Here is a 22,101-nt window from a genome sequence, read left to right on the forward strand (position 1 = left end):
GCCTCTATCATCCCTTAGAACGGTTTGCCCCTTGGCTAGCGCCCGCGAAAGCCACCGCCAGGAGGTCTGTGCCCCCCGCCACCGCCCCACCCAGGGCGGGGTCCGATATGGTGCCCGCCGCCTCGAGGTGGATCGCCTCGCCAGCCGGGATGCCGACCACCGTGATGCCGGCCACCGCCGAACCCACCCCATATTCCGATGGACACAGGGGGGCCTACATACACGGGGGCACCATAGTACGGTGCAGGAGCTCCGTAGTACGGAGCTGGATAGTAATTAGGTGCGCTGTAGTAGGCCCCGGAAGTCACCACAGGAGCCCCAACCACGTAGGAGTCCGCGGGCACGACGGCACAACCAGCAAGAAACACGGCGGCGCCCGCGGCCAGTAGACCTGCTGCCCGCCCCAGCCTTGAAGAAATTCGGATGGTCATGTGAGGCTCCTTCCAATGAATAATGGACCGCGATATCGTGCGAATCCTTGTCGCCTTCGAAAATATGACGAAGCACCTTCAATAAAACGCGCCAATATGCGCTTCAGGTGACCGCTGTTTTGTCACCCGCATGTAAAGATACCGTTCCTGTTGGACCATGAACACGTTCTTTGGTTCCTACGGAGGATTTCAGTCCGAAAGCCAGGCGGCGCCTCGTACACCAGACGAGTCGCCATGAACTGCAGGGCGCAGCACTGTGAGCAACTGATCACTGAAAACAAACTCACCCCAAAGCTTGGGGACAGCCTCGTAGAGTTCAGGCACGTTGCTCATTCCTCCCCCGAGCACGATGACATCGGGGTCCAGCAAGTTAATCACTTGAGCCAGCGAGCGCGCCAGACGAACGCAGTAACGCCTGAAGCTCGCGGTGGCTTGTATCTCGCCCTGCCGCATGGCCGCCATGACAGCCGCCGCAGACAAGCGCTCTCCACTTGCCTGCAGGTGATCTGCCGAGAACGCGGGGCCTGAAAGCCAGGTTTCAAGGCAAGCAGAGCGCCCACACCAGCACGCCGGGCGAGCCAATTCTTGCGAAGTCGCGAGCGCCAGCGGGTTGTGGCCCCACTCACCGGCCACACCGTTGCGACCATGAAGCAGGCGTCCATTCACCACGATTCCAGCGCCTACGCCAGTACCCAAAATGGCCGCAAATACGGTTTGCGAGCCTTTTCCAGCACCATCGGTTGCCTCAGATAGAGCCAGGCAGTTAGCATCATTTTCCAGAAACACAGGGCGACTCAAGCGCTCTTGCAGGTGTTCTCGTAGCGGTTGGCCGTTGAGCACGAGAGAGTTCGCGTTGCGTACGTGCCCTGTGATGGGCGAAAGGCTACCGGGAATACCTATGCCAACTGGCAAGCTTCCTAAACCTAACCGGCTTTCGGCCTGAATTACCAACGCCACGATGGCATCCAGAATGGCGGCGTAATCACCTTGCGGGGTAGAACATCGCTCACGGAGCATGAAAGCGCCTTGAGCATCCAGCACGGCTATCTCAATCTTGGTGCCACCAAGGTCGATGCCAATGCGAGGAGACTCAGCCATGAGAGTCTTAAGCTTTTTCTGATAAGAGACTCAACATCCCGGCTTCATCGAGCACGGTCAAGCCCAGCTCTCGCGCTTTTTCGAGTTTGCTGCCGGCTTCAGCCCCAGCCACCACGTAGTGGGTCTTCTTGCTGACACTCCCTGCAACTTTCGCCCCGGCAGCTTCCAGCATTTCCTTGGCCTGCTCACGGCTCAGAGTGGGGAAGGTGCCTGTGAGCACGAAGGTCTTGCCGGCCAGCGGCAGCAGTGCGGCGGCTGAAGGTTCGCCCTCTTTCCACTCGATGCCTGCCGCGCGCAACTGCTCCACCACTTCGCGGTTGTGTGCTTGCTCAAAGAAAGTATGAAGGCTTTGGGCCACGATGGGACCGATATCGGGCACCTGCAAAAGCTGCTCGGTACTCGCATTCATGATGGCATCCAGATTGCCAAAGTGCCGAGCGAGCTCCTTGGCCGTGGTTTCGCCGACGTGCCTTATACCCAGTGCAAATAGAAAGCGCGCCAGCGTCGTGTGCCTGGATTTCTCCAGTGCGTCCACAATGTTCTGTGCCGATTTTTGCGCCATCCGGTCCAGCGCGGTAAGAGATACCAGGCCCAATTTGTAGAGGTCTGGCAGCGTTTTAACGGCGCCGCTCTCCACAAGTTGCTCCACCAGTTTGTCTCCCAGGCCTTCAATGTCCATGGCTCTTCGGCTGGCAAAATGCAGCATGGCTTCCTTGCGCTGCGCAGCGCAAAAAAGACCACCTGTACAGCGATGATCAGCTTCACCTTCTTCTCGCACCACGTCGCTGCCGCACACGGGACAGGTGGAGGGCATGGTGAATTCTGTAGCGCCTGGAGGCCGCTTGTCAGCAAGCACGGCAACCACTTCTGGAATGACGTCTCCCGCGCGGCGCACGATCACGGTATCGCCCACGCGAACATCCTTGCGGCGCGCTTCCAGCTCGTTATGCAACGTGGCGTTAGTGACCGTGACACCGCCAACGAACACCGGAGCAAGCTTGGCCACCGGTGTCAGTTTTCCTGTGCGGCCAACCTGTATGTCGATCGATTGCACGGTGGTGAGCTGTTCTTGGGCAGGGTACTTATGCGCTACGGCCCAACGCGGTTCGCGGCTGACGAAACCTAACTGGCGTTGCAACTCAAGGCTTTCCACCTTGTAAACCACCCCGTCTATATCGAAAGGCAGGCTGTCTCGCGCGGCGGCGATTTTTTGGTGGTACGCCACGAGATCGTCCGCACCACGAGCCTGCTCGATCAAAGGAGAAACTGGAAAGCCCCACACCTTAAGGGCTTGCAGTACTTGCCAATGGGTTGCGAAATCCGGGCCACCCTCGCCTGCCGGCGTAATCTCCCCTAGACCGTAGGCAAAAAAGCTCAAAGGCCGTTGGCGAGCGATGGCTGGGTCCAGCTGGCGAACGGCGCCAGCAGCGGTGTTCCGCGGATTGATATAGGTCTTGGCTGTTTTATCGCCTGCAGCTATTTTTTCTCGCTGCCGGTCATTCAAAGCGTCGAAATCGTCTCGGCGCATGTAGACCTCGCCGCGTACTTCGAGAACAGCAGGAATGGGCCAATCGTCAGCTCCCCGAGCTGAGTCTTCGGAGGGTAGAAGAGTCAATTGAGCGGAAGAATTTTGCTCACCACGAATCAGCCGCAATGGGATCTGACCGATAGTTCGAATATTCTGCGTAACGTCTTCGCCCATCTCACCATCGCCACGCGTGGCAGCTTGTACCAGCAAGCCTTGTTCGTAGCGCAGGTTTATGGCTAGGCCATCAAATTTTGGCTCGGCCACGTAGGCTATCGGCGGCGCATCAGGGGCAACTTTCAGCTCGCGCTTGATGCGCGCGTCGAAGGCTTGCGCCCCTGCTGCGGTGGTGTCGGTCTCGGTCCGAATACTGAGCATGGGCACGCTGTGCCGAACCGGAGAAAAACCGGCCAGAACACCGCCGCCCACTCGTTGCGTGGGTGAATCGGGCGTGAGCAATTCAGGGTGCGCCGCCTCCAGGGCTTGCAGTTGCTGGAATAGCTTGTCGTATTCCGCGTCTGGCAGTTCAGGGGCATCCAGCGTGTAGTACTGGTGAGCGGCACGATTCAACGCGGTTCGCAAGCGATCCGCTTCGGTGCTGGGGTTCATACCTTCTACCGTTAACTGAACAAGCGCCGGGCTTGTGCGGAACCCGCAGCCAGATCGTGCGCGTCCAGGGTATCGTACAGGTGCTGCAAATCGCTGCCGATGGTCTCGATCATTTCGGGACGCAAGGGGTGGCCTGCGTCATCAGTGATAACACCGTCCATCGACTGTGCCAAAGCAAAGGCGGCGTCACGTAGACGCACGAAAGGTTGCTCGTTTCGGTGTACCTGCGGAACATCGAGGCTGAGCGCAACTTCCTTCACTGCCGATTGGGTGGGGTCTTCAGACAGCGCAGCCTGTGGGTCAAAACTGAGGCCAAGGATGGACGGCAGACCCACTTCGCTGGAAGGCAGCACCATGCGTCCGGGGATCACACCAGCCACAAAACCCAGTTTGGCGGCTTGCTGCTGCACGAAGCCGGGGCTCCATGCGGCGCCGCGCGCGCGCAGCATGAATCCCAGTTGCGCATCGTGCCCGCCAGCGAACTGATCCAGCTCCCGTCCGCGTGCGACCTCATGCAGCATCTCCGGAAAATCCGGCGCCCCACCCACTGCATCCGCAAAAGCCTGCGTCTTCATGACGTATTCAGAGTACTCAATTTCGTTGAGCGCTCCGGTACGGTTGGCTAGTTGCACGCCGGCCTGCAAGGCGGTGTAGCGTTGACCTGCAATCGGAAACTCCCACTCACGGCTTTGCTCATTCAACCCTTCCACAGCGAAAGGTTTACTCCCAACCCTGCGCGTGTGTGGAAACGCTGCCAAAGCGGCATCCCCGGAAACAGCACGTCCGTCGAGCGCGATGGGGGTAATGACGTCGATGAGGGCATCCAGGCGTGGGCGCTTTTCAGGCACCGGCAATGGCCCAAGTGGTGGCAAAGCACCGGAAGGGTCGAACCCGGGTTCCACTCGATCAGGGAACGCCATGCCAGGTTCGCTGCCGGCTTGCGGGCGCTCTTGCTGCGATGACGAACGGGCCTCAGGCACGGCTTGCCGAGGTGTGTTGCGACGCGAAGACCAGGTGTTGTAGGCGATCACGCCACCCAGAATCAGACCACCGGCTACCGCCAGTCCGACTTGCAATGAACTCATGCTGTCTCCACCATACCAACCGCGCTCTCCATGTCCACCGCCACGATGCGGGACACGCCCTGCTCTTGCATGGTCACGCCGATCAGTTGTTTCGCCATTTCCATGGCGATCTTGTTGTGGCTAATGAAAAGGAACTGCGTACCTTGTCCGCTCATTTTGGTCACGAGCTTGGCATAGCGTTCAGTGTTGGCGTCATCCAGAGGCGCATCCACCTCATCCAGCAAACAGAACGGTGCGGGGTTGAGCTGGAAAATCGCAAAAACCAAAGCAATCGCCGTCAGAGCTTTTTCGCCTCCGGAGAGCAAGTGAATAGTCTGGTTTTTCTTGCCCGGTGGCTGCGCCATGACTTGCACGCCGGAATCAAGTATTTCCTCGCCGGTCATCATGAGCTTGGCATTGCCGCCCCCAAACAACTCGGGAAACATACGGCCAAAATGCTCGTTGACTGTGTTGAAGGTGCTACCAAGCAATTCGCGCGTCTCACCGTCAATTTTCTTGATCGCGTCTTCGAGCGTGTTCATGGCGTCGGTCAAGTCGGCGGTCTGCGCGTCGAGGAACTGCTTGCGCTCACGCGCCGAAGTCAACTCCTCCAGTGCGGCCAGGTTGACGGCACCCAGGGACTGAATCTCGCGGTGCAGGCGGTCAATTTCACTCTGCAGGCCGGTGAGCTTGACGTTGCCTTCGACGATGGATTGTTGAACGAGAGCCAAATCGGCCTGAGCATCGGTCAGCAGCTGTGAATACTGCTCCGTGCCCAATCGGGCGGCCTGCTCCTTCAATTGAAGATCGGTAATACGCTGGCGCAGCGGATCGAGCTCGCGCTCATAGGTGAGCCGGCGTTCGTCGCTCGCTCGCAGCTTCGCGGTCAGATCGTCATAGGTGCTGCGCTTGGCGCCAAGCGCTTGTTCACGCTCCATCTTCAAGCCGAGCGCGGCTTGCAGACCGGCTTGCGCAGCAGCGTCGTTCAGGCGTGTCAACTCCACTTGCGCACGCTCTTGCTCCGTATCTATTGCTGCCGCCTGGCTGGTCGCTGTGTCTATGGTGCGCGCAAGTTCAGCACGGCGTGACTCCAGGCTACGTTGAGCGAAGGTCGACTCCTGGGCTTGCCGCTCAAGGCTGCGCTGCTGCTCGCGTGCTTCGTTCAGGCGGCGTTCGGCATCCATGACCCGCTCATCAAGCTGCGCATGGCGTTCCTGACTGTCAGCCAGCTGCATATCAAGCTCTTCAAAGCGTGCTTCAGCGGTGATGCGGCGCTCTTGAAGCTCCTCCTCCTGGGCGTCGATCTCCGCCATATCACCAGCGATCTGCTCGCTGCGCGCACGCGTTTGCTCGGCCAATTGGGAAAGGCGCAAGGTTTCCACTTGCAGTTCATGTGCGCGCTGGCGCGCCTCCGCCTCTTCGCGGCGCGTAGCGGCCAACCGCTGAGAAGCGTCGCTGTACGCGGCTTCTGCTCTGATCAAGGCGTTGCGCGCATCCTCGTTGATAAACGTTTGGGCGCGCTGTTGCTTGTCGAGGTTCTCAATTTCTTGAGCCCGGGCCAGGAGGCCTGCCTGCTCGGAATCTGGCGCATAAAAGCTCACCGCGTGAGCACTGACCGCATGGCCTGACTGGGTGAATATGATTTCGCCTGCCTGCAATTGGCCACGGGTGGCCAATGCGTCCTCAAGCGTGGCGGCCGTGTAGCAACCAGTCAGCCAGTCTTCGAGCAAAGCTGTCAAACCAGCGTCGTTTAGACGCAGCAGGTCTGCCAGACGCGAAAACTGACCGGGTTTGACAGGCAGTGAGGCTTGCGGAGGGCTGTAGAACGTGAGTTTTGCAGGCGGTGCATCGCTCGCGAAGGCGCGCACGATGTCAAGACGACTGACTTCCAAGGCCGCCATGCGCTCGCGCAAAGCCGACTCCAGCGCGTTTTCCCAGCCGTGCTCAATGTGAATGCGACTCCACAGACCAGAGAGGCCCTCAAGCCCGTGCTTGGCGAGCCAGGGTTTGAGTTTGCCGTCCGTACGGACTTTCTCTTGCAAGGCCTTAAGTGCTTCCAGGCGTGCCGATAGATCAGCCTGTTTTGCCCCCTCCGTGTTCACGGCCTGTTGACGGGCGCGACGGTCTTCGTCGAGCTGGGGTACGCTTTCCTGAAGCTCGTGCAAACGCGCTTCAGTGATTTCCGCCGCTTCCTGTGCGGTGGCCAACTGGGTTTGCAAATTGAGCAGGCGCTGCTCGTCTGGAGCTGCCAATGCATTGCGATCCGCCGACAAACGCTCACGGCGGGTTCCCAACTGGCGCGATTGCTCCTCAATATGCCGTTGATCGGCTGCGAGCACCTGAATTTGCTGCTGAACCTGCCCCACAGCGCCGCGCTGCTCGGCCGCTTTGGACTGAGTTTGCCGGAGCGCTTCCTCGAGATCAGGCAGCGCTTGCTGCTGCTCTTCCACCTGGGCGGCCAAGGTGATGGCTTTGTCTTCAGCCTCCACGGCCTGCTCGGCCAGGGTTTCGATCTCAGCCCCGGCTTCGTCTTTGCGCGCCAACCATTGCGCGACCTGTTCCTTCAATTGGGTCAGGCGGTTTTCCGCGCGTTGGCGGCCTTCCACCACGAAACGTATTTCGGCTTCGAGCTTGCCGACTTCCGCCGTAGCCTCATAGAGCAGCCCTTGAGCCTGGTTCACGTGATCACCGGCAGCGTAGTGCGCCTGCCGGATAGTTTCCAGGTCTGCCTCAACGTGGCGCAGGTCGGCCACCCGGGACTCCAGGTCATTGACGGCCTTGTCAGTTTCGGCCTTTAGCCGGCCCTGCCCTTCGTCTGCCTCGCTGCGTTTGAGGAACCACAGCTGGTTTTGCTTGAGCGATGCACTGGCTTGTAGCCCCTGGTACCTCTGAGCGATCTCAGCCTGTTTTTCCAGCCGCTCCAGGTTGTTGTTCAGCTCGCGCAGGATGTCTTCCACCCGCGTGAGGTTCTCGCGCGTATCCGAAAGGCGGTTTTCAGTCTCACGCCTGCGTTCCTTGTACTTGCTGACGCCTGCGGCCTCCTCCAGGAACAAACGAAGTTCCTCAGGGCGGGACTCAATAATGCGGCTGATGGTGCCCTGGCCGATGATGGCGTAGGCGCGAGGGCCGAGGCCCGTACCGAGAAACACATCCTGTACGTCTCGGCGGCGCACAGGCTGGTTATTGATGAAATAGCTGCTATTGCCATCGCGAGTCAGTACACGCTTGACCGAGATTTCTGTGAACTGAGACCACTGGCCGCCTGCGCGGTGATCGGCATTGTCAAAAACCAACTCGACCGAGGCGCGGCTGGCTTGCTTACGGGTCGTTGTGCCACTAAAAATGACGTCCTGCATCGACTCGCCGCGCAATTCGCTCGCTTTGGACTCGCCCAGCACCCATCGCACGGCGTCCATGATGTTGGACTTACCGCAGCCGTTAGGACCCACCACGCCGACCAACTGACCCGGCAGCATGAAGTTGGTGGGTTCGGCGAAAGACTTGAAGCCGGAGAGCTTGATCGAGTTAAGACGCACGGAAAGCCGATTTTCAGATAAAGCGTACCTACGCCGGTTGCGCGCACGGGTAAAGCGCGACACAAGGACGGGCGCGAAAGGGTCGATTATCGTGCCTTATCCGGCAGGCAGAAGCCGGAAGACGGAACTTGTAACAATGAAATCGCGGACTAATGCTCAGCCGCAGCCGTGACTGGCGCTGCGGGGGACGGATAATCCTCGGTATGAACCCCCTGCTCTCCAAGCTTCAGCCCTACCCTTTTGAGCGGCTGCGCCAGTTGTTTGCCGACATCACGCCCAATCCGGCCTACCGCCCGATCAGCCTGGGCATCGGCGAGCCGCGCCACGCCACGCCGGACTTCATCAAGCACGCTATGGCCGCAGCGGTGGATTCCGGTCTCACCGGCTACCCGCCAACCGGTGGGGATCCGAAGCTGCGCGAGGCGTGTGCCGGATGGCTTGAGCGGCGCTACAGGGTGTCGGTCAATCCGGCCACCCAGGTGCTGCCGGTGCTGGGTTCGCGTGAGGCCTTGTTTTCCCTGGCACAAACGGTCGTTGATTCGACCCGGCCGGGGGCCATTGTGGTCTGCCCAAATCCGTTTTATCAAATCTATGAGGGGGCGGCCTTCCTGGCGGGAGCAACGCCGCATTACGTCGCCAGCGACCCAGCCCGAAACTTCGCACCGCGCTGGGATCAGGTTCCTACCAGCGTCTGGGAAAACACCCAACTCGTGTTCGTATGCTCTCCAGGCAACCCTACAGGCGCTGTCATGCCCCTGGAGGAGTGGCAAATGCTGTTTGAGCTGTCCGATCGGCATGGCTTCGTGATTGCCTCGGACGAGTGCTATAGCGAAATCTACTTCCGGGAAGAAGCGCCCCTGGGCGGCCTGGAAGCGGCGTTAAAGCTGGGCCGAACAGATTTCAAGAACTTGATCATGTTGACCAGCCTCTCCAAGCGCAGCAGCGTGCCTGGCATGCGCTCTGGCTTTGTGGCGGGCGATGCGGCGCTGATCAAGCCCTTCTTGCTCTACCGCACCTACCACGGCAGTGCCATGAGTCCCGTGGTGCAGACCGCCAGCATCGCAGCCTGGAATGACGAAGCACACGTGGTCGAAAACCGCCGGCTCTATCGTGAGAAGTTCGCATTGGCGGCGCCTCTGCTCGAAAAAGTCATGGATGTCCGACTCCCGGATGCCGGGTTTTATCTATGGGCTGGCGTGCCGCCTCAGTGGGAAGACGACACCCTTTTCGCCCGCGAGTTGCTGGCTCAATACAATGTAACGGTTTTGCCCGGGAGCTATCTTGCTCGCGAGGCTGAAGGCTCTAATCCCGGCCACGGCCGCGTTCGAATGGCGCTCGTCGCCGAAACGGCCGAATGCGTCGAGGCGGCTGAGCGTATCGTCCAGTTCATCAATTCAAAAACCTGAAATAAATCATGAGCGAACAATTGCAAAAAATCATCGATGACGCGTGGGAAAACCGCGCCAACCTGTCTCCTACTGCGCGCCCCAAGGAAGTGGCTGATGCGGTTGAGCAGGTCATTGAAGATCTGAATGGTGGCCGCCTTCGCGTGGCCACCCGTGCTGGCGTTGGCGAATGGACAGTGCATCAGTGGATCAAAAAGGCCGTGCTGCTGTCCTTCCGCCTGTATGACAATGAAATCATGAAGGCCGGTGATCTGGGCTTCTTCGACAAAGTCAAAACCAAGTTCGCCCACCTGGACGCAGATGGCTTGAAAGCCACTGGCGTACGAGTGGTGCCTCCTGCAGTAGCACGGCGCGGAAGCTTCATCGCGCCCGGCGCCATTTTGATGCCTAGCTATGTGAACATCGGCGCCTATGTGGGCGAAGGCACCATGGTAGACACCTGGGCGACCGTGGGCTCATGCGCTCAAGTGGGCAAAAACGTGCACCTTTCCGGCGGCGTGGGCCTCGGTGGTGTGCTGGAGCCACTGCAAGCCAACCCGACCATCATCGAAGACAACTGCTTCATTGGCGCACGCTCGGAAGTGGTTGAAGGCGTAATCGTCGAAGAAAACTCAGTGCTGGGCATGGGCGTGTATATCGGCCAGAGCACCCCTATTTTCAACCGTGAAACCGGTGAAATCAGCTATGGCCGCGTGCCCACCGGCAGCGTGGTCATCAGTGGCAATTTGCCTAAAACATCGAAAAACGGTACCGCTTATAGCACTTATGCCGCCATCATCGTCAAGACGGTGGATGCTCAGACCCGTTCCAAGACCAGCTTGAACGACCTTCTGCGCGACTGACCCGTTTAGCCAATAGAAGGCAACCAGGCGTATTCGAAGTACGCCCAACACCAACAGAGGATGCGATCCATGCAAGCGCAGGCACCAAGCACCATGATGGAGCGCATTCTTCGCCTGATGGCTGAAAAGAAGGCTTCCGACGTTTACCTATCGGCGAATGCGCCTGCCACCATCAAAATCAATGGGCAGCACATGCCCATTAATAGCCAGATCCTCCCGCCCGAGGCGGTGCTGAATCTTTTGATGGATGTGGTGTCGCCCAATCGCATCGAAGAGCTGAAGGAAACTGGCGAGCTGAATTTGGCCATTCCCGTTCAGGGTGTGGGCAATTTCCGGCTTTCAGCCATGCGCCAGCGCGGAAGCTACGCGGCGGTCCTACGCTACATCAGCCCGGATATTCCGCTGCTTGAATCGCTCAATCTGCCCACTGTCTTGAACCAACTGGTGATGGAAAAGCGGGGGCTCATCCTGATGGTGGGAGCTACTGGAGCCGGCAAGTCCACCACACTCGCGTCCATGCTGGATCTGCGAAACAGGAGCGTTTCGGGGCACATCCTGACCATCGAAGACCCGATGGAATTCGTGTTTACCAACCGCAAGTCACTGATCAATCAGCGCGAAGTGGGCGGCGACACAGCCAACATGCACGTGGCGCTGCGAAACGCCCTGCGGCAGGCCCCAGATGTGATCATGATTGGTGAAATCCGCGACCGCGAGACCATGTCGGCCGCCATTTCCTACGCGCAATCCGGCCATCTCTGCCTGTCCACCTTGCATGCCAACAATAGTTACCAGGCCCTCAACAGGATTCTCAACTTCTATCCTGTAGAAGTGCGCAGCACCCTGCTCGGGGATTTGGCAGCTTCGCTCAAAGCGGTGGTGTCACAGCGCCTTGTTCGCACCGTAGAAGGTGGCCGCGTACCTGCGGTGGAGGTCATGCTCAACACCAAACTTATCGCTGACCTCATTGAAAAAGGTGATTTCGGCGGGGTCAAGGAAGCCATGATCAACTCCATGGCGGAAGGGTCTCAAACCTTCGAAGAAGACTTGGCCCGTCTGATCAATGAGGGCGTCATCGATCGCAAGGAAGGCCTTGCCCATGCGGACTCCCCCACCAACCTGATGTGGCGCCTTCAAAACGACACGCTTCGCTCGGGTGGTAAGCAGAGAGAAGAAGAACGTCCGAATGACGAACCCTCCTTCACAGATATCACGCTGGATGTCCGGCCCGACCAGCGCAACCACAGCGGCTTCAGTCAATCCGGGATGAGTGGGCACTCTCTGCGCGGCTCAGATTTTGAGAATTCCGGATCAGGAAGCGTGATCGCCTCGCGCTTAGGCTAGAGGGCTCGGTCAAGAGCGCGTTCAGGGCGCGATAGTCGCGCCGAGATCCGCCAATCTTCGCTGGTGGAGTAGTTTTTTGCATTCCTGCTACTCAAAGATTAAGAATCACGCAAACCGTATATGACTCACACACCGACACGCGCGCTCGCCGAGGCTTTGATCGCCCGCCCCTCCGTCACCCCAGAAGATGCGGGTTGCATTGATCTTTTGAGCGAAAGGCTCACCGCCATTGGTTTTCGCTGTGAAATCATTGATAGCGGGCCGGCAGAGTTTCGTGTGCGCAACCTCTGGGCAAAAAGGGTTCCTGCTGATTCAGGCCATCGCACACAACCTATCCCAACTCTGGTTTTTGCAGGTCATACCGACGTGGTGCCCACCGGGCCTCTTGGCGAGTGGTCAAGCCCTCCGTTTGTGCCCACCGAGCGTGATGGCAAGCTGTACGGACGTGGCGCGAGCGACATGAAGACCTCGATCGCGGCGTTCCTCGTCGCCGCTGAGGAGTTCGTGGCGGCCCAACCCAACGCGCCTCTGACCATTGCGCTGCTGCTCACCAGCGACGAAGAAGGCCCCGCCCTGGATGGGACCACCGTGGTCATCGAACAGCTGCGCGCGCGCGGTGAAGGCTTTGACTGGTGCATCGTGGGCGAACCCACCGCCGTACGACAAACCGGGGACATGATCAAGAATGGCCGGCGCGGCACCATGAGTGGCAAGCTCACGGTCAAGGGCATCCAAGGCCACATTGCCTACCCGCATCTCGCGCGCAATCCCGTCCATGAATTTGCCCCCGCATTGGCAGAACTGGTGGCCGTGGAGTGGGACCGTGGCAACGAATTTTTCCCGCCCACCAGTTGGCAGGTCAGCAATATTCACTCAGGCACAGGAGCCAGCAACATCATTCCTGGCGCCGCAGTGGTCGACTTCAATTTCCGCTTCTGCACCGAATCCACGCCCGAATCGCTGCAAACTCGACTTGAAGCCATTTTGAAAAAGCATGGCCTTGAGTACGATCTGAAGTGGACGCTTGGTGGCCGACCGTTCCTCACGCAACCCGGCACTCTGGTGAAGGCAGTGCAGGCGGCTATTCAGGCAGAGACCGGCATCGAAACCGAGCTTTCCACCACAGGCGGCACCAGCGATGGCCGGTTCATTGCCACGCTATGCCCGGAAGTGATCGAGTTGGGCCCACCCAACGCGAGCATCCACAAGATCGACGAGCACATTCAAATCTCGGACATTGAGCCGCTCAAGAATATCTATCGCCGCGTTCTGGAAAATCTGGCTTAACGTTAACCGCACTACGCCCCTCACTGAGCGCTCACACAAATCAATGAAACTCGCTGATCTCATTCAAGAAACAGAGCGCCAACTGAACGAATCAGGGGTGCATTTTGGCCACGGCACAGACAATGCCCATGACGAAGCGGCCTGGCTGGTGCTCCACGCTTTGGGCTTGCCGCTGGACTCCGATCTGCACGATGCGCAAGTCGGGGGCCTGATCGTTTCGCCGGAGCACCAAGCGCAAGCAGCGTTGCTCTTGCAAAAACGTATCAGCACGCGCCAACCCCTGGCCTACCTCACCCACCAAGCGTGGCTGCAAGGAGTGCCCTTTTATGTGGATGAGCGAACCATTGTTCCGCGCAGTCTCATCGCTGAGGTCATTGCCGACGGCAACGTAGATCCCTGGCTCACTGAAAACACCCGTCGTGTGCTTGATCTTTGCACCGGCAATGGCAGCCTTGCTGTGCTGGCAGCGATGGCGTGGCCCGAAGTCACCGTAGACGCAGTAGACATCAGCACCGATGCGCTGGCGGTGGCTCGAATCAATGTCGACCAGCATGGCCTATCTGAGCGCATCAGACTAATCGAAAGCGATGGCTTCGCTCAGTGCCAGGGCGTCTACGATTTAGTCCTCTGCAATCCGCCTTACGTCAATCGCGCCAGCATGGAGGCCTTGCCAGCCGAGTTTCAAGCCGAGCCTTCATTGGCATTGGCCGGGGGATCTGACGGAATGGACTTTATCCGCGCCATGTTGGCTGCAGCACCCAGGTTTCTCAGCGAATCCGGAGTACTGGTTCTGGAAATTGGGCACGAGCGAGAACACTTCGAAGCCGCTTTTCCAGATCTGCACCCAGTATGGATAGACACCAGTGCGGGAAGCGATCAAGTTCTACTTCTTGCTCGCCAGTGAAGTCACCATTGGCCACACGGCAAAGCTACTTATTTTTCGCCTCTATGACAGATATTACGTTCACATTCAAGAGTTTCAGGCGGGCTGGCTTTTTGAAGCTCATCATTTGCCTTTTTCTTGCCGCCACGGGGATGCAACAGTCCGCTCTGGCTCAGGCCCCCAGTCAGACCTCACAAGCACCCGTCATACATATAGATGGCGTAGCCGTTTCTCCAGACTTTAAACAAGCGCGCGCGAAGGGGTGGGCGTTCCACGCCCCTTCGGGTAAAGGCGCTACCGATATCGCGGTTTCTGTGGGAGGCGTCGCTGCAGATAAGGTCCAATGGGAAAAGGATAGGCGCCCTGATGTCGCCAAACACTGGAATTCACCCAATAATGACTTGGGGTTTAGCGTCCAGGCGGAGTGGACCAATGGAATGCCAGCCGGACCCCAGCAACTCATCATCCAAGCCGTGGTGGATGGCAAGGTGGCCGGTGCAGCCTTAACGATTAACGGCGGGCCTGGCGCCAATGCACGCCCGCCTACAACGAACGCAGCCCCAGCGACCGCTGCGCGCGCACCCACCAACGACACAGCGCGCGCACCCACTAACAGCGCAGCGCCTGCAACTAAGACCGCCCCTGTAGCCCAAGCGGCCGCTGCCCCGAACGAAAAGGGCTCACGGTACGCCATTGCCATCATCCTGATATTGCTGGCGGGCATCACCCTTTGCATCGTCCTGAATAAATCGGACCGGTTGAGAGTCATCGTCGACAAAATATCTCAGTATCCGAAAATACCCGCCTTCGCCCTCACTTTTGTTTTTCTAATCTTGGTGCTGGGTGGTGTGACAGGCTCATCCATGCAGCACTTGGTCGGGTCGACAGCCGCACCCAGTGGGCCCGCCATTCTTGACCGTCAAAGCGAGGTACGAGAGGTTCTTTTCACCCCTCGAGGCATCCGAACCGACGAGTGGATGGTCTTAACGCCCAACGCCCTCGCTCAAGTTAATCACCAGCCTCCGTTCCCCATCGTCAACAAAAACCTGGGGCCCGATGGCCAGAATATGTTGATTGTTGGCATGACCGGAGTCCCCGTCATGCATCTGAGTGCGCTGGCCAAACCCGCCACCTGGGGATATTTTTTCCTCCCACTCAAACAGGCTCTCGCATTTCATTGGCAACTGCCAATCTTTGGATGCCTGATCGCGCTGTATTGCCTTTTGAATCTGCTTGCGCCCGCTACGAAAGCGCGAAACCTGGCCTTATCGGCCATGTTCTGCATCGCACCTTATGCGACTGGATGGTCAAATTGGCCTCTTTATGTCGTGGGATTGGCCAGTGGAGCACTCGCACTGACCCTGTTCATCATCAGGCCTGTGGGTCATGGAAACTCTCGCGCCGACGCAGTAAAAATCTGGCTGGCTGCGATACCCCTGGCCTGCTTGGCAGCGGGCTTCGCACTCACGCTTTATCCGCCGTGGCAAATTCCTATTGCGATATTCTCAGGGCTTTTACTGCTGGGATACGGCCTTTCCCATCGGAGCGAATTGCGCCTGGATAAGCATAGTCTCGGGGCTTTGGCTTTGGCAGCCATTTCCACCGCCGTGCTGTTGGGCGCATGGTGGATAGATGCAAAACCTGCGGTTGAAGCCATTCAAGCCACCGTATATCCGGGGCAGCGCGCTGAGCTGACCGGAGGCAAAGGCTTCTTTGGCCTATTGCGCGGCTATGCCAACGCTGAGACGCTGTCATTCAAAACCCCGTCAAATACGAATGCGTCCGAATCGGCGTCTTATTTCTTTGTGTTGCTACCGCTTCTGGTTCTCGCCTTCATACGCCAATATAAGCCGAGCCCCCAGCGCTGGATATGGCGTGCATGGATTGCGTTTGTAGTAGTCACACTGATATACATCATTGCCGGTTTCCCACTCTGGCTCTCGCAAGCATTGGGTTTGAGCTGGGTTCCCAACACAAGATTGGACCTTGGGCTCGCCTGGGCGAGCATTTTCGCCATGGCGTTGTTACCGGGCCTGCGAGAAGACAACACCCCGCTAGCCAAACCGCTGGCCCTGGCTGTCACCGCCGCGAGCGCGGCTCTGATTGCAACGGGGCTTTGGGGTATGCCGGAAATCAAAGCGATCTCCATAGATCCGGTACTCGCTGTTGCGCTTCTCGTCTCAGGCATCTTGATGATTTATTGGCTCCTCATTGGTCGGATAGGGAGCAGCATTGCCATCACTCTCTTGATCTATGCGGTTTCTGTCGCCACGTTCAACCCGTGGGCCATAGCTCCAGAGCGTGTATCACCTTCAGAGCCTCTCAAAAAGCTGCTGTCCAGCCCCACCTCTCCCGAAAGCCCCTCACGAGTACTGGTGTTGGGGGCGGGCACCCTAGGACCTATGGCGCTTTTTGCGGGAGGCATTCCAGTGGTCAATGGTGTTCACTACTACCCGCAGCCTTCTCTCTGGAAGGGTTTGGGGGTTTCCTTGCAAGAAGCCGATGCAGCCAATCGCTATCAACACCTTAGCTTCATTCCCACTGCACCAGCCAACGGGCAGGTAACTGCTTTCGAATCGCCACAGCCCGATGTCGTCAGGGTACTCGTTGATCCTGGCCGCTTCTCCTTCGCTTCAGTCGGTGCGGGTAAGGTCATGGCGACCCTCCCCATGGCGCCAGCGTTGCAGGCCAATCCCCGCCTGCGCCTTCGGGGACAGCATCGGATGTGGGTGGTGTTCGACGTACTGCCTGATCCACCTGCACAATGAATAGCAGTGCTCCAGCGCTCACTATTCAGCCCGTAGAGGATGCGGTTCAGTGGCGGATCCTGGAAGTGCTCCTTCGCCAATATGCCAACACGGAGTTGGGCCAAGCGGCGAGCAGCTCGATCTGGGCCGATCTCGCGGATTTACCTGCACGTTATGGTTCACCCGCCAGAGGAGGCGCTGCATTGGCGTTCGTGGATGGTACGCCCGTGGGCTGTGGTACCTTCGCGGCCACACGAGAATTGGGGCTGTGCGAGCTAAAGCGTTTCTACGTGCTTCCCGCATGGCGCCGGGCCGGCATAGGCAAAGCGCTGGTACTCGCGATGCAACGTGCGGCCCAGGCCCAAGGCTATGCAAATGCAGGACTTACCGCCTGGCCCGATAATACCGAAGGCTTGGCGCTCTATCGCGCCTTGGGTTTCACACCCGTTTCCCCTTTTAAAAGCCACCCTGACCTGGCGCTGCTCTATCTTGGCCGCGCCCTGCCAAACTTCCCTACTCCTCTCGAATGATCAGTCTGCTTAATCTCACCTTGCGCCGCGGCGTCAAGGTGTTGCTTGATGGTGCCAATGCCACCATCCATCCCGGTGAAAAAGTCGCCTTGGTCGGCCGCAACGGTGCGGGCAAATCAACACTATTCGGGCTGCTGAACGGAACGCTCCATGAAGATGCCGGCGATTTCTCCATGCCGGCAAGCTGGCGCCTGGCTCAAGTAGCGCAGGACATGCCGGAGACCACGGAAACGGCAACGGACTTTGTACTCGCTGGCGACACTCGGCTGATGGAATTGCGCGAACAACTGGCAGACGCAGAAAGACGGGTCGAAGAAGACCCTGATGACGTCGATGCCGGCATGGCCATTGGGCAAGCGCATAGCGATCTGCATGACGCAGGTGCGCATGACGCCACGGCCCGAGCGCAAGCCTTGACTCTTGGCCTGGGCTTCAAGGTAAGCGAGCTGGATCTTCCCGTGAACAGCTTCTCAGGTGGCTGGCGCATGAGGCTGCAATTGGCGCGCGCGCTGATGGCACCTAGCGACTTGCTGCTGCTGGACGAACCCACCAACCACTTGGATTTGGATGCCCTGGTGTGGCTGGAGGCCTGGCTGGCGCGCTATCCGGGCACGATGATCGTGATCAGCCATGACAGGGAGTTCCTGGATGCCGTCACCACTGTCACGGTGCATATCGAGAATGCCCGCCTCACGCGCTACGGCGGTAACTACAGCGCCTTCGAGGAGCTGCGTGCGCAACAACTGAGCTTGCAACAGGCCGCATTTTCCAAGCAACAGGAGAAAGTCGCGCACCTGCAAAAATTCATTGACCGCTTCAAGGCCAAGGCCTCTAAAGCGAAGCAGGCCCAAAGCCGGGTCAAGGCATTGGAGCGAATGGAAAAAATCGCACCCGTGCTGGCTGATGCTGAGTTCCAGTTTGAATTCAAGGAACCAGGCAATATCCCGAATCCAATGCTGGCGATCCGGGACGCGGTTTTCGGCTACCGTGCGCCCGAGGCCTCTGAGGAAAGCCAGCTCCAGGCCAGCGCAGAGCCCAGTGAACGGGCGGATCTACCTGAATACGCCACAAGCCAATCCCTGCATGCCGAATTGGCCGCTCGGGGAGATTTACCACCAGAGCCTGCTGCCGGTGACCGCATCATCTTGCCAGGCGTGACGCGTACCGTATTGGCCGGCCAGAGGATAGGCATCCTGGGTGCCAACGGGCAAGGTAAATCAACCTTGGTGAAAACCATCGCCCGCGCCATGCCTTTGCTGGGTGGCACCTTGACCGAGGGCAAGGGCCTCTCGATTGGCTACTTCGCCCAGCAGGAGCTGGATGTGCTGAGGCCGGCAGACACGCCCCTGGAGCACATGGTGCGCCTGGCCCGTGAGACAGGCCAGGCCAACACAGAGGGTGCCCGCGAGCAGCAGTTGCGCAACTTCCTGGGTACTTTCAGCTTCCCGGGCCCCATGGTGGTGCAAAAAGTTGGCCAATTCAGCGGTGGTGAGAAAGCGCGTTTGGTCCTGGCCATGATTGTGTGGCAGCGCCCTAACCTGCTGCTGCTTGACGAGCCCACCAACCATCTGGATCTGGCCACCCGAGAAGCGCTGGCAATGGCCCTGAACGAGTTCGAAGGCACCGTCATGCTGGTGAGCCATGACCGTGCTCTCTTGCGCAGCGTGTGCGATGAGTTCTGGCTTGTGGCGCGCGGCAACATTTCTGACTTTGAGGGAGATCTGGATGATTACCAGCGCTACCTTCTCGATGAATCCAAGCGTTTGCGCGAGGAAGCGCGTGAGATCGCGGCCAGCGCCGCCACATCGGGCACAGCGGGCGCAGTGAGTTCACCGCGCACTGAGGAAATCATCGCGCCAGCTTCCAATGTGAAGCAGGCTGAAGCCACAAATTCACCAGCCGGCGGTGCTGAACGCCGAAAACAAGCGGCTCAACGCCGGCAAGCGCTGGCCACCCAATTGCGCCCACATAAAAAGACGCTAACGGACGCGGAAACGCGGATGAGCGGCTTGCAGAAAGAGAAAAGCGAGCTGCAAGAGCGCCTGACCAGCCCTCTGTCTCCATCCGAGCTCGCTGAGGCCGGTCGCCGGCTTAAATCGATCGAGGATGCCCTCGCCACCGCAGAGGAAACCTGGCTTGCAGCGGGCGAAGCCATCGACAAAATTGAATCCGAAGAAATTGCGGAGTAATTTGTAATATGGATTTCGTCTGACAAGCGGTGTACGCGCTGGGCGGTTACAGTGCTCCCACCACAGCGTGTGGCTTGTTCATACAAAGGAAGAGAGGAACTACATGGGAATCATCGTTACTATCGTCGTCGGGTTCATCGTTGGCCTGATCGCGCGCGCCATCATGCCGGGTAACCAGAGCATGGGACTCATCATGACCACCATCCTGGGCATCGTTGGTGCTCTGGTGGCAAGTTATGGCGGTGCGGCACTCGGTTTGTACCCAGCAGGATCAGCAGTGGGTTGGATTGCCTCAATCATTGGCGCCATCATCGTGCTGTTTGTCTATGGCCTGGTCACCAAAAAGGGCTGAACGCCAACTCCAAGCGTGATCAACTAGTACTCCCAAGCTTGTCCAGAAATGAAATTTTTGCCAGTCCGAAAACCCCGTGAGCCCGATGCGTTGGAACTGGCTCATGGCCACTCGGAGCTGGAACAGGCGGTACTGAAAAGCCGCCGCCTGTTGCACAAGCGGGCCGTGGTTGCGGGCGTCGCGGGAGCAATACCTGTCCCGGGTCTGGATTGGGCAGTGGACGCGGCTATGCTGGCTCGCCTGCTGCCCAAAATCAATGAAGAGTTCGGGCTGACGCCGCAACAGATCGACAAACTGGATTCCAAGGAAAAAGAGCGGGTACAAAAGGCTGTTGCCATGGCCGGCTCCGTCATTATTGGCAGAGTCGTCACGCGCGATCTGATTTTCCGGTTTGCTCGCACAATTGGTCTGCGCTTAACTACCGCGCAAGCAAGCAAATACGTCCCCTTTGCCGGGCAGCTCATTTCCGGCGCTCTGGGGTACGCCGCGTTGCGCTACCTGGGCGAACAACATATTCGTGATTGTGTGAAAGTGGTGCGTGCCGCCGTCTTGGCGTTACCTGCACCCGAGCGGCGGGTTGCTATGTCTTACTCGAAGACACAGGCGGCAGATCACTCTCCGGACCGTGTTCCTGGGTGAGCGCTTAATAGTTCAGCGATCGCTGGCGCCCAATCCCTCTAACGAGGTCCTTTTCCATCTCTGGAATGGGAATGCACTTTTATGGGTGCATCAGTTCGTTCTGATCGCCTTGATCGCTGCCTCAAGCTCGTTTGCCTGCACGTATCGTGTGCACATTCGGCGTCGTCGTACCTTGCGCCTCTCGCTCTTCTCTCAGGCGAAAGCTGTGACGTGATTTGCTGATGCTTAGATGGTTCACGTCTGCCCATTGCACCAACGCCTTCATGGGCACCAGGAACGAGCGCCCCAGCTCCGTGAGCGTGTAATCCACCCTGGGGGGTACCCCAGGGAAAAGAGTTCGTTCCACGAATCCGTCGGCCTCCAGCTTCTTTAGCGTGCGCGAGAGCATCTGCTTTGAAATATCTCCAATTTCCTTGTTCAGTTCGTTGAACCGGAAGGTTCGAACCGCCAAGGTCTCAAGCACCAGCAAGCTCCACTGATCGCCTATGCGGTCGAGCACGTCCCGAATTGGACAGGGATGGTCGAAGGGGATAACGGCATTTTGGGAGGGCATATTCGGATTTCCGGAGGAAAAACCAGATGGTCATCTCGCGCTGACCTAGTCTCATTTTGATGACTTCTTGTGCAGCCAAGGCAGGAAATGTAGCATTCGCTTCTCTCTAGGTCTACTTTATTTACCTAGTCCATTTTATAGATTATAGGAATCCATATGACACGCATTGCATTGATCGGTGCCTCCGGCCAAGTTGGTTCACGCCTCCTTAACGAGCTGTCCAATCGCGGATTTTCGGTCACGGCGATCGCAAGGCACCCTGAAGCCATCGCCACGCTAGCGAATGTCAGCGCCGTCAAAGGCGACGTCAAAGACACTGCCGGCTTGGTCGAGCAGTTGAAGGGGCACGATGTGGTGATCAGCGCCGTCAAGTTTGGCGACTCGGATGCGCAAGCCCTGATCGAAGCCGTGCGCCAATCGGGGGTTTCGCGGTATCTGGTGGTTGGCGGCGCGGGCAGCCTTGAAGTGGCTCCTGGGCAGCGCCTGATTGATCTGCCGGACTTCCCTGAGGCCTATCGTTCCGAGGCTTCGCGCGGAGCTGCATTCCTTGATCAACTGCTGGCTGAAAAAGAGTTGAACTGGACGTTTCTGTCGCCCTCAGCTGAATTTGTACCGGGAAAACGCACCGGCGTATTCCGCCTTGGTACCAATACATTGCTGAGTAACGAACAGGGCAGCCGTATTTCCTTCGAAGACTATGCGGTCGCACTGGTAGACGAAATTGAGCGCCCAGCACATTCTCGCCAGCGATTTACAGTGGGATATTGATCCTGAAAACAGCTAAAACCAGCTGGACGAGTTGGATCTTTAGCCGGGCGCGTAAGAATGGCCCGTAGTTAGGCGACAATATATGGTTTTGAGCCAACCACCCAATTTCAAAGGAAGAAGATCATGGGCAATAAAATCGTTACCGAAGCTGATCGCAAAGCTACTGCACCTCTGGCTGGCGCCACAGTGCGCAAGCAAGACATCGGCCAGCGCAAAAGCCAAGAGCGTGGCTCGCACACCCGCAGCAAGAAAAACGCTGGCAAGCGTCCACACCAAGGCTAAGCAGGCCTTCACCAAA

General features: G+C 58.4%; 18 protein-coding genes. 12 read left to right on the forward strand and 6 right to left on the reverse strand.

The genetic code is table 11. The features are described 5' to 3' along the window. Positions 1–35: 35 nt before the first annotated feature. From G518_RS39225 to smc, 5 genes are all read right to left on the reverse strand, one after another. On the reverse strand, positions 36–431 hold the full coding sequence (locus G518_RS39225) for a hypothetical protein (RefSeq protein WP_084651602.1): 396 nt from the start codon (positions 429–431) through the stop codon (positions 36–38). 189 nt (positions 432–620) lie between these two features. Beyond that, entirely contained in the window at positions 621–1,529 is a 909-nt protein-coding gene (locus tag G518_RS0108885) for an ROK family protein (RefSeq protein ID WP_028602239.1), read from the reverse strand. Positions 1,530–1,536: 7 nt separating this feature from the next. Next, complete coding sequence (gene ligA / locus G518_RS0108890; protein WP_028602240.1) at positions 1,537–3,663, reverse strand: NAD-dependent DNA ligase LigA; 2,127 nt, start codon at positions 3,661–3,663, stop codon at positions 1,537–1,539. Between the two features lie 11 nt (positions 3,664–3,674). Continuing rightward, positions 3,675–4,748: a cell division protein ZipA C-terminal FtsZ-binding domain-containing protein gene (locus G518_RS0108895; protein ID WP_028602241.1), complete on the reverse strand. Its 1,074-nt coding sequence runs from the start codon at positions 4,746–4,748 to the stop codon at positions 3,675–3,677. After that, positions 4,745–8,263 carry a chromosome segregation protein SMC gene (gene smc / locus G518_RS0108900; protein ID WP_028602242.1) on the reverse strand — a complete coding sequence of 1,173 codons (3,519 nt, stop codon included), beginning with the start codon at positions 8,261–8,263 and terminating at the stop codon, positions 4,745–4,747. The genes G518_RS0108895 and smc overlap by 4 nt, the downstream gene beginning before the upstream one ends. 203 nt (positions 8,264–8,466) lie before the next feature. On the opposite strand from smc, the gene dapC reads away from it, so the two are divergent. From dapC to G518_RS34445, 10 genes are all read left to right on the forward strand, one after another. Further along, on the forward strand, positions 8,467–9,669 hold the full coding sequence (gene dapC, locus G518_RS0108905; RefSeq protein ID WP_028602243.1) for a succinyldiaminopimelate transaminase: 1,203 nt from the start codon (positions 8,467–8,469) through the stop codon (positions 9,667–9,669). An 8-nt stretch (positions 9,670–9,677) separates the two neighbouring features. Continuing rightward, entirely contained in the window at positions 9,678–10,511 is an 834-nt protein-coding gene (gene dapD, locus G518_RS0108910) for a 2,3,4,5-tetrahydropyridine-2,6-dicarboxylate N-succinyltransferase (RefSeq protein ID WP_028602244.1), read from the forward strand. Positions 10,512–10,580: 69 nt separating this feature from the next. Further along, positions 10,581–11,855, forward strand: coding sequence for a PilT/PilU family type 4a pilus ATPase (locus tag G518_RS34435; protein WP_084651604.1), 1,275 nt, complete (start codon positions 10,581–10,583; stop codon positions 11,853–11,855). Between the two features lie 120 nt (positions 11,856–11,975). Beyond that, positions 11,976–13,142 (forward strand): succinyl-diaminopimelate desuccinylase, encoded by a 1,167-nt coding sequence (gene dapE, locus G518_RS0108920; protein WP_028602245.1) that lies wholly within the window; start codon positions 11,976–11,978, stop codon positions 13,140–13,142. A 43-nt stretch (positions 13,143–13,185) separates the two neighbouring features. Further along, positions 13,186–14,046 carry a 50S ribosomal protein L3 N(5)-glutamine methyltransferase gene (prmB, locus tag G518_RS0108925; RefSeq protein ID WP_028602246.1) on the forward strand — a complete coding sequence of 287 codons (861 nt, stop codon included), beginning with the start codon at positions 13,186–13,188 and terminating at the stop codon, positions 14,044–14,046. A 131-nt stretch (positions 14,047–14,177) separates the two neighbouring features. Continuing rightward, a complete protein-coding gene (locus G518_RS0108930) occupies positions 14,178–16,793 on the forward strand; it encodes a DUF7657 domain-containing protein (RefSeq protein ID WP_156909323.1) in 2,616 nt (871 codons plus the stop codon). Beyond that, positions 16,790–17,302, forward strand: coding sequence for a GNAT family N-acetyltransferase (locus G518_RS34440; RefSeq protein ID WP_051236267.1), 513 nt, complete (start codon positions 16,790–16,792; stop codon positions 17,300–17,302). The genes G518_RS0108930 and G518_RS34440 overlap by 4 nt, the downstream gene beginning before the upstream one ends. Further along, entirely contained in the window at positions 17,299–19,491 is a 2,193-nt protein-coding gene (abc-f, locus tag G518_RS0108940; RefSeq protein ID WP_028602248.1) for a ribosomal protection-like ABC-F family protein, read from the forward strand. Before G518_RS34440 ends, abc-f begins: the two co-directional genes overlap by 4 nt. A 103-nt stretch (positions 19,492–19,594) precedes the next feature. Then, positions 19,595–19,843: a GlsB/YeaQ/YmgE family stress response membrane protein gene (locus G518_RS0108945; RefSeq protein WP_028602249.1), complete on the forward strand. Its 249-nt coding sequence runs from the start codon at positions 19,595–19,597 to the stop codon at positions 19,841–19,843. A 48-nt stretch (positions 19,844–19,891) separates the two neighbouring features. Next, positions 19,892–20,482 carry a hypothetical protein gene (locus G518_RS34445; RefSeq protein WP_245597931.1) on the forward strand — a complete coding sequence of 197 codons (591 nt, stop codon included), beginning with the start codon at positions 19,892–19,894 and terminating at the stop codon, positions 20,480–20,482. Between the two features lie 121 nt (positions 20,483–20,603). On the opposite strand, the gene G518_RS34450 is transcribed toward G518_RS34445, so the two are convergent. Further along, positions 20,604–21,035, reverse strand: coding sequence for a winged helix-turn-helix transcriptional regulator (locus tag G518_RS34450; RefSeq protein WP_051236269.1), 432 nt, complete (start codon positions 21,033–21,035; stop codon positions 20,604–20,606). A 156-nt stretch (positions 21,036–21,191) separates the two neighbouring features. Between G518_RS34450 and G518_RS0108960 the strand changes: the two genes are divergently transcribed. Both G518_RS0108960 and G518_RS40375 read left to right on the forward strand, forming a co-directional pair. Continuing rightward, positions 21,192–21,803 carry an NAD(P)-dependent oxidoreductase gene (locus G518_RS0108960; protein ID WP_028602250.1) on the forward strand — a complete coding sequence of 204 codons (612 nt, stop codon included), beginning with the start codon at positions 21,192–21,194 and terminating at the stop codon, positions 21,801–21,803. A gap of 123 nt (positions 21,804–21,926) precedes the next feature. Beyond that, the gene (locus tag G518_RS40375) at positions 21,927–22,085 is read left to right on the forward strand and encodes a hypothetical protein (protein ID WP_169457920.1); all 159 of its coding nucleotides are present in this window, start codon (positions 21,927–21,929) and stop codon (positions 22,083–22,085) included. The last annotated feature ends 16 nt before the right edge of the window (positions 22,086–22,101 follow it).

It is taken from the genome of Ottowia thiooxydans DSM 14619, from assembly GCF_000422885.1.
Lineage (GTDB): Bacteria > Pseudomonadota > Gammaproteobacteria > Burkholderiales > Burkholderiaceae_C > Ottowia > Ottowia thiooxydans.

Coding starts and splice junctions, on each gene's coding strand:
- G518_RS0108885 (WP_028602239.1), bottom strand. CDS start 1,529: ATGGCTGAGTCTCCTCGCATTGGCATCGACCTTGGTGGCACCAAGATT.
- G518_RS39225 (WP_084651602.1), bottom strand. CDS start 431: ATGACCATCCGAATTTCTTCAAGGCTGGGGCGGGCAGCAGGTCTACTG.
- G518_RS0108895 (WP_028602241.1), bottom strand. CDS start 4,748: ATGAGTTCATTGCAAGTCGGACTGGCGGTAGCCGGTGGTCTGATTCTG.
- G518_RS0108945 (WP_028602249.1), top strand. CDS start 19,595: ATGGGAATCATCGTTACTATCGTCGTCGGGTTCATCGTTGGCCTGATC.
- dapD (WP_028602244.1), top strand. CDS start 9,678: ATGAGCGAACAATTGCAAAAAATCATCGATGACGCGTGGGAAAACCGC.
- G518_RS0108960 (WP_028602250.1), top strand. CDS start 21,192: ATGACACGCATTGCATTGATCGGTGCCTCCGGCCAAGTTGGTTCACGC.
- dapC (WP_028602243.1), top strand. CDS start 8,467: ATGAACCCCCTGCTCTCCAAGCTTCAGCCCTACCCTTTTGAGCGGCTG.
- dapE (WP_028602245.1), top strand. CDS start 11,976: ATGACTCACACACCGACACGCGCGCTCGCCGAGGCTTTGATCGCCCGC.
- ligA (WP_028602240.1), bottom strand. CDS start 3,663: ATGAACCCCAGCACCGAAGCGGATCGCTTGCGAACCGCGTTGAATCGT.
- abc-f (WP_028602248.1), top strand. CDS start 17,299: ATGATCAGTCTGCTTAATCTCACCTTGCGCCGCGGCGTCAAGGTGTTG.
- G518_RS0108930 (WP_156909323.1), top strand. CDS start 14,178: ATGCAACAGTCCGCTCTGGCTCAGGCCCCCAGTCAGACCTCACAAGCA.
- G518_RS34445 (WP_245597931.1), top strand. CDS start 19,892: ATGAAATTTTTGCCAGTCCGAAAACCCCGTGAGCCCGATGCGTTGGAA.
- G518_RS34450 (WP_051236269.1), bottom strand. CDS start 21,035: ATGCCCTCCCAAAATGCCGTTATCCCCTTCGACCATCCCTGTCCAATT.
- G518_RS40375 (WP_169457920.1), top strand. CDS start 21,927: ATGGGCAATAAAATCGTTACCGAAGCTGATCGCAAAGCTACTGCACCT.
- G518_RS34440 (WP_051236267.1), top strand. CDS start 16,790: ATGAATAGCAGTGCTCCAGCGCTCACTATTCAGCCCGTAGAGGATGCG.
- prmB (WP_028602246.1), top strand. CDS start 13,186: ATGAAACTCGCTGATCTCATTCAAGAAACAGAGCGCCAACTGAACGAA.
- G518_RS34435 (WP_084651604.1), top strand. CDS start 10,581: ATGCAAGCGCAGGCACCAAGCACCATGATGGAGCGCATTCTTCGCCTG.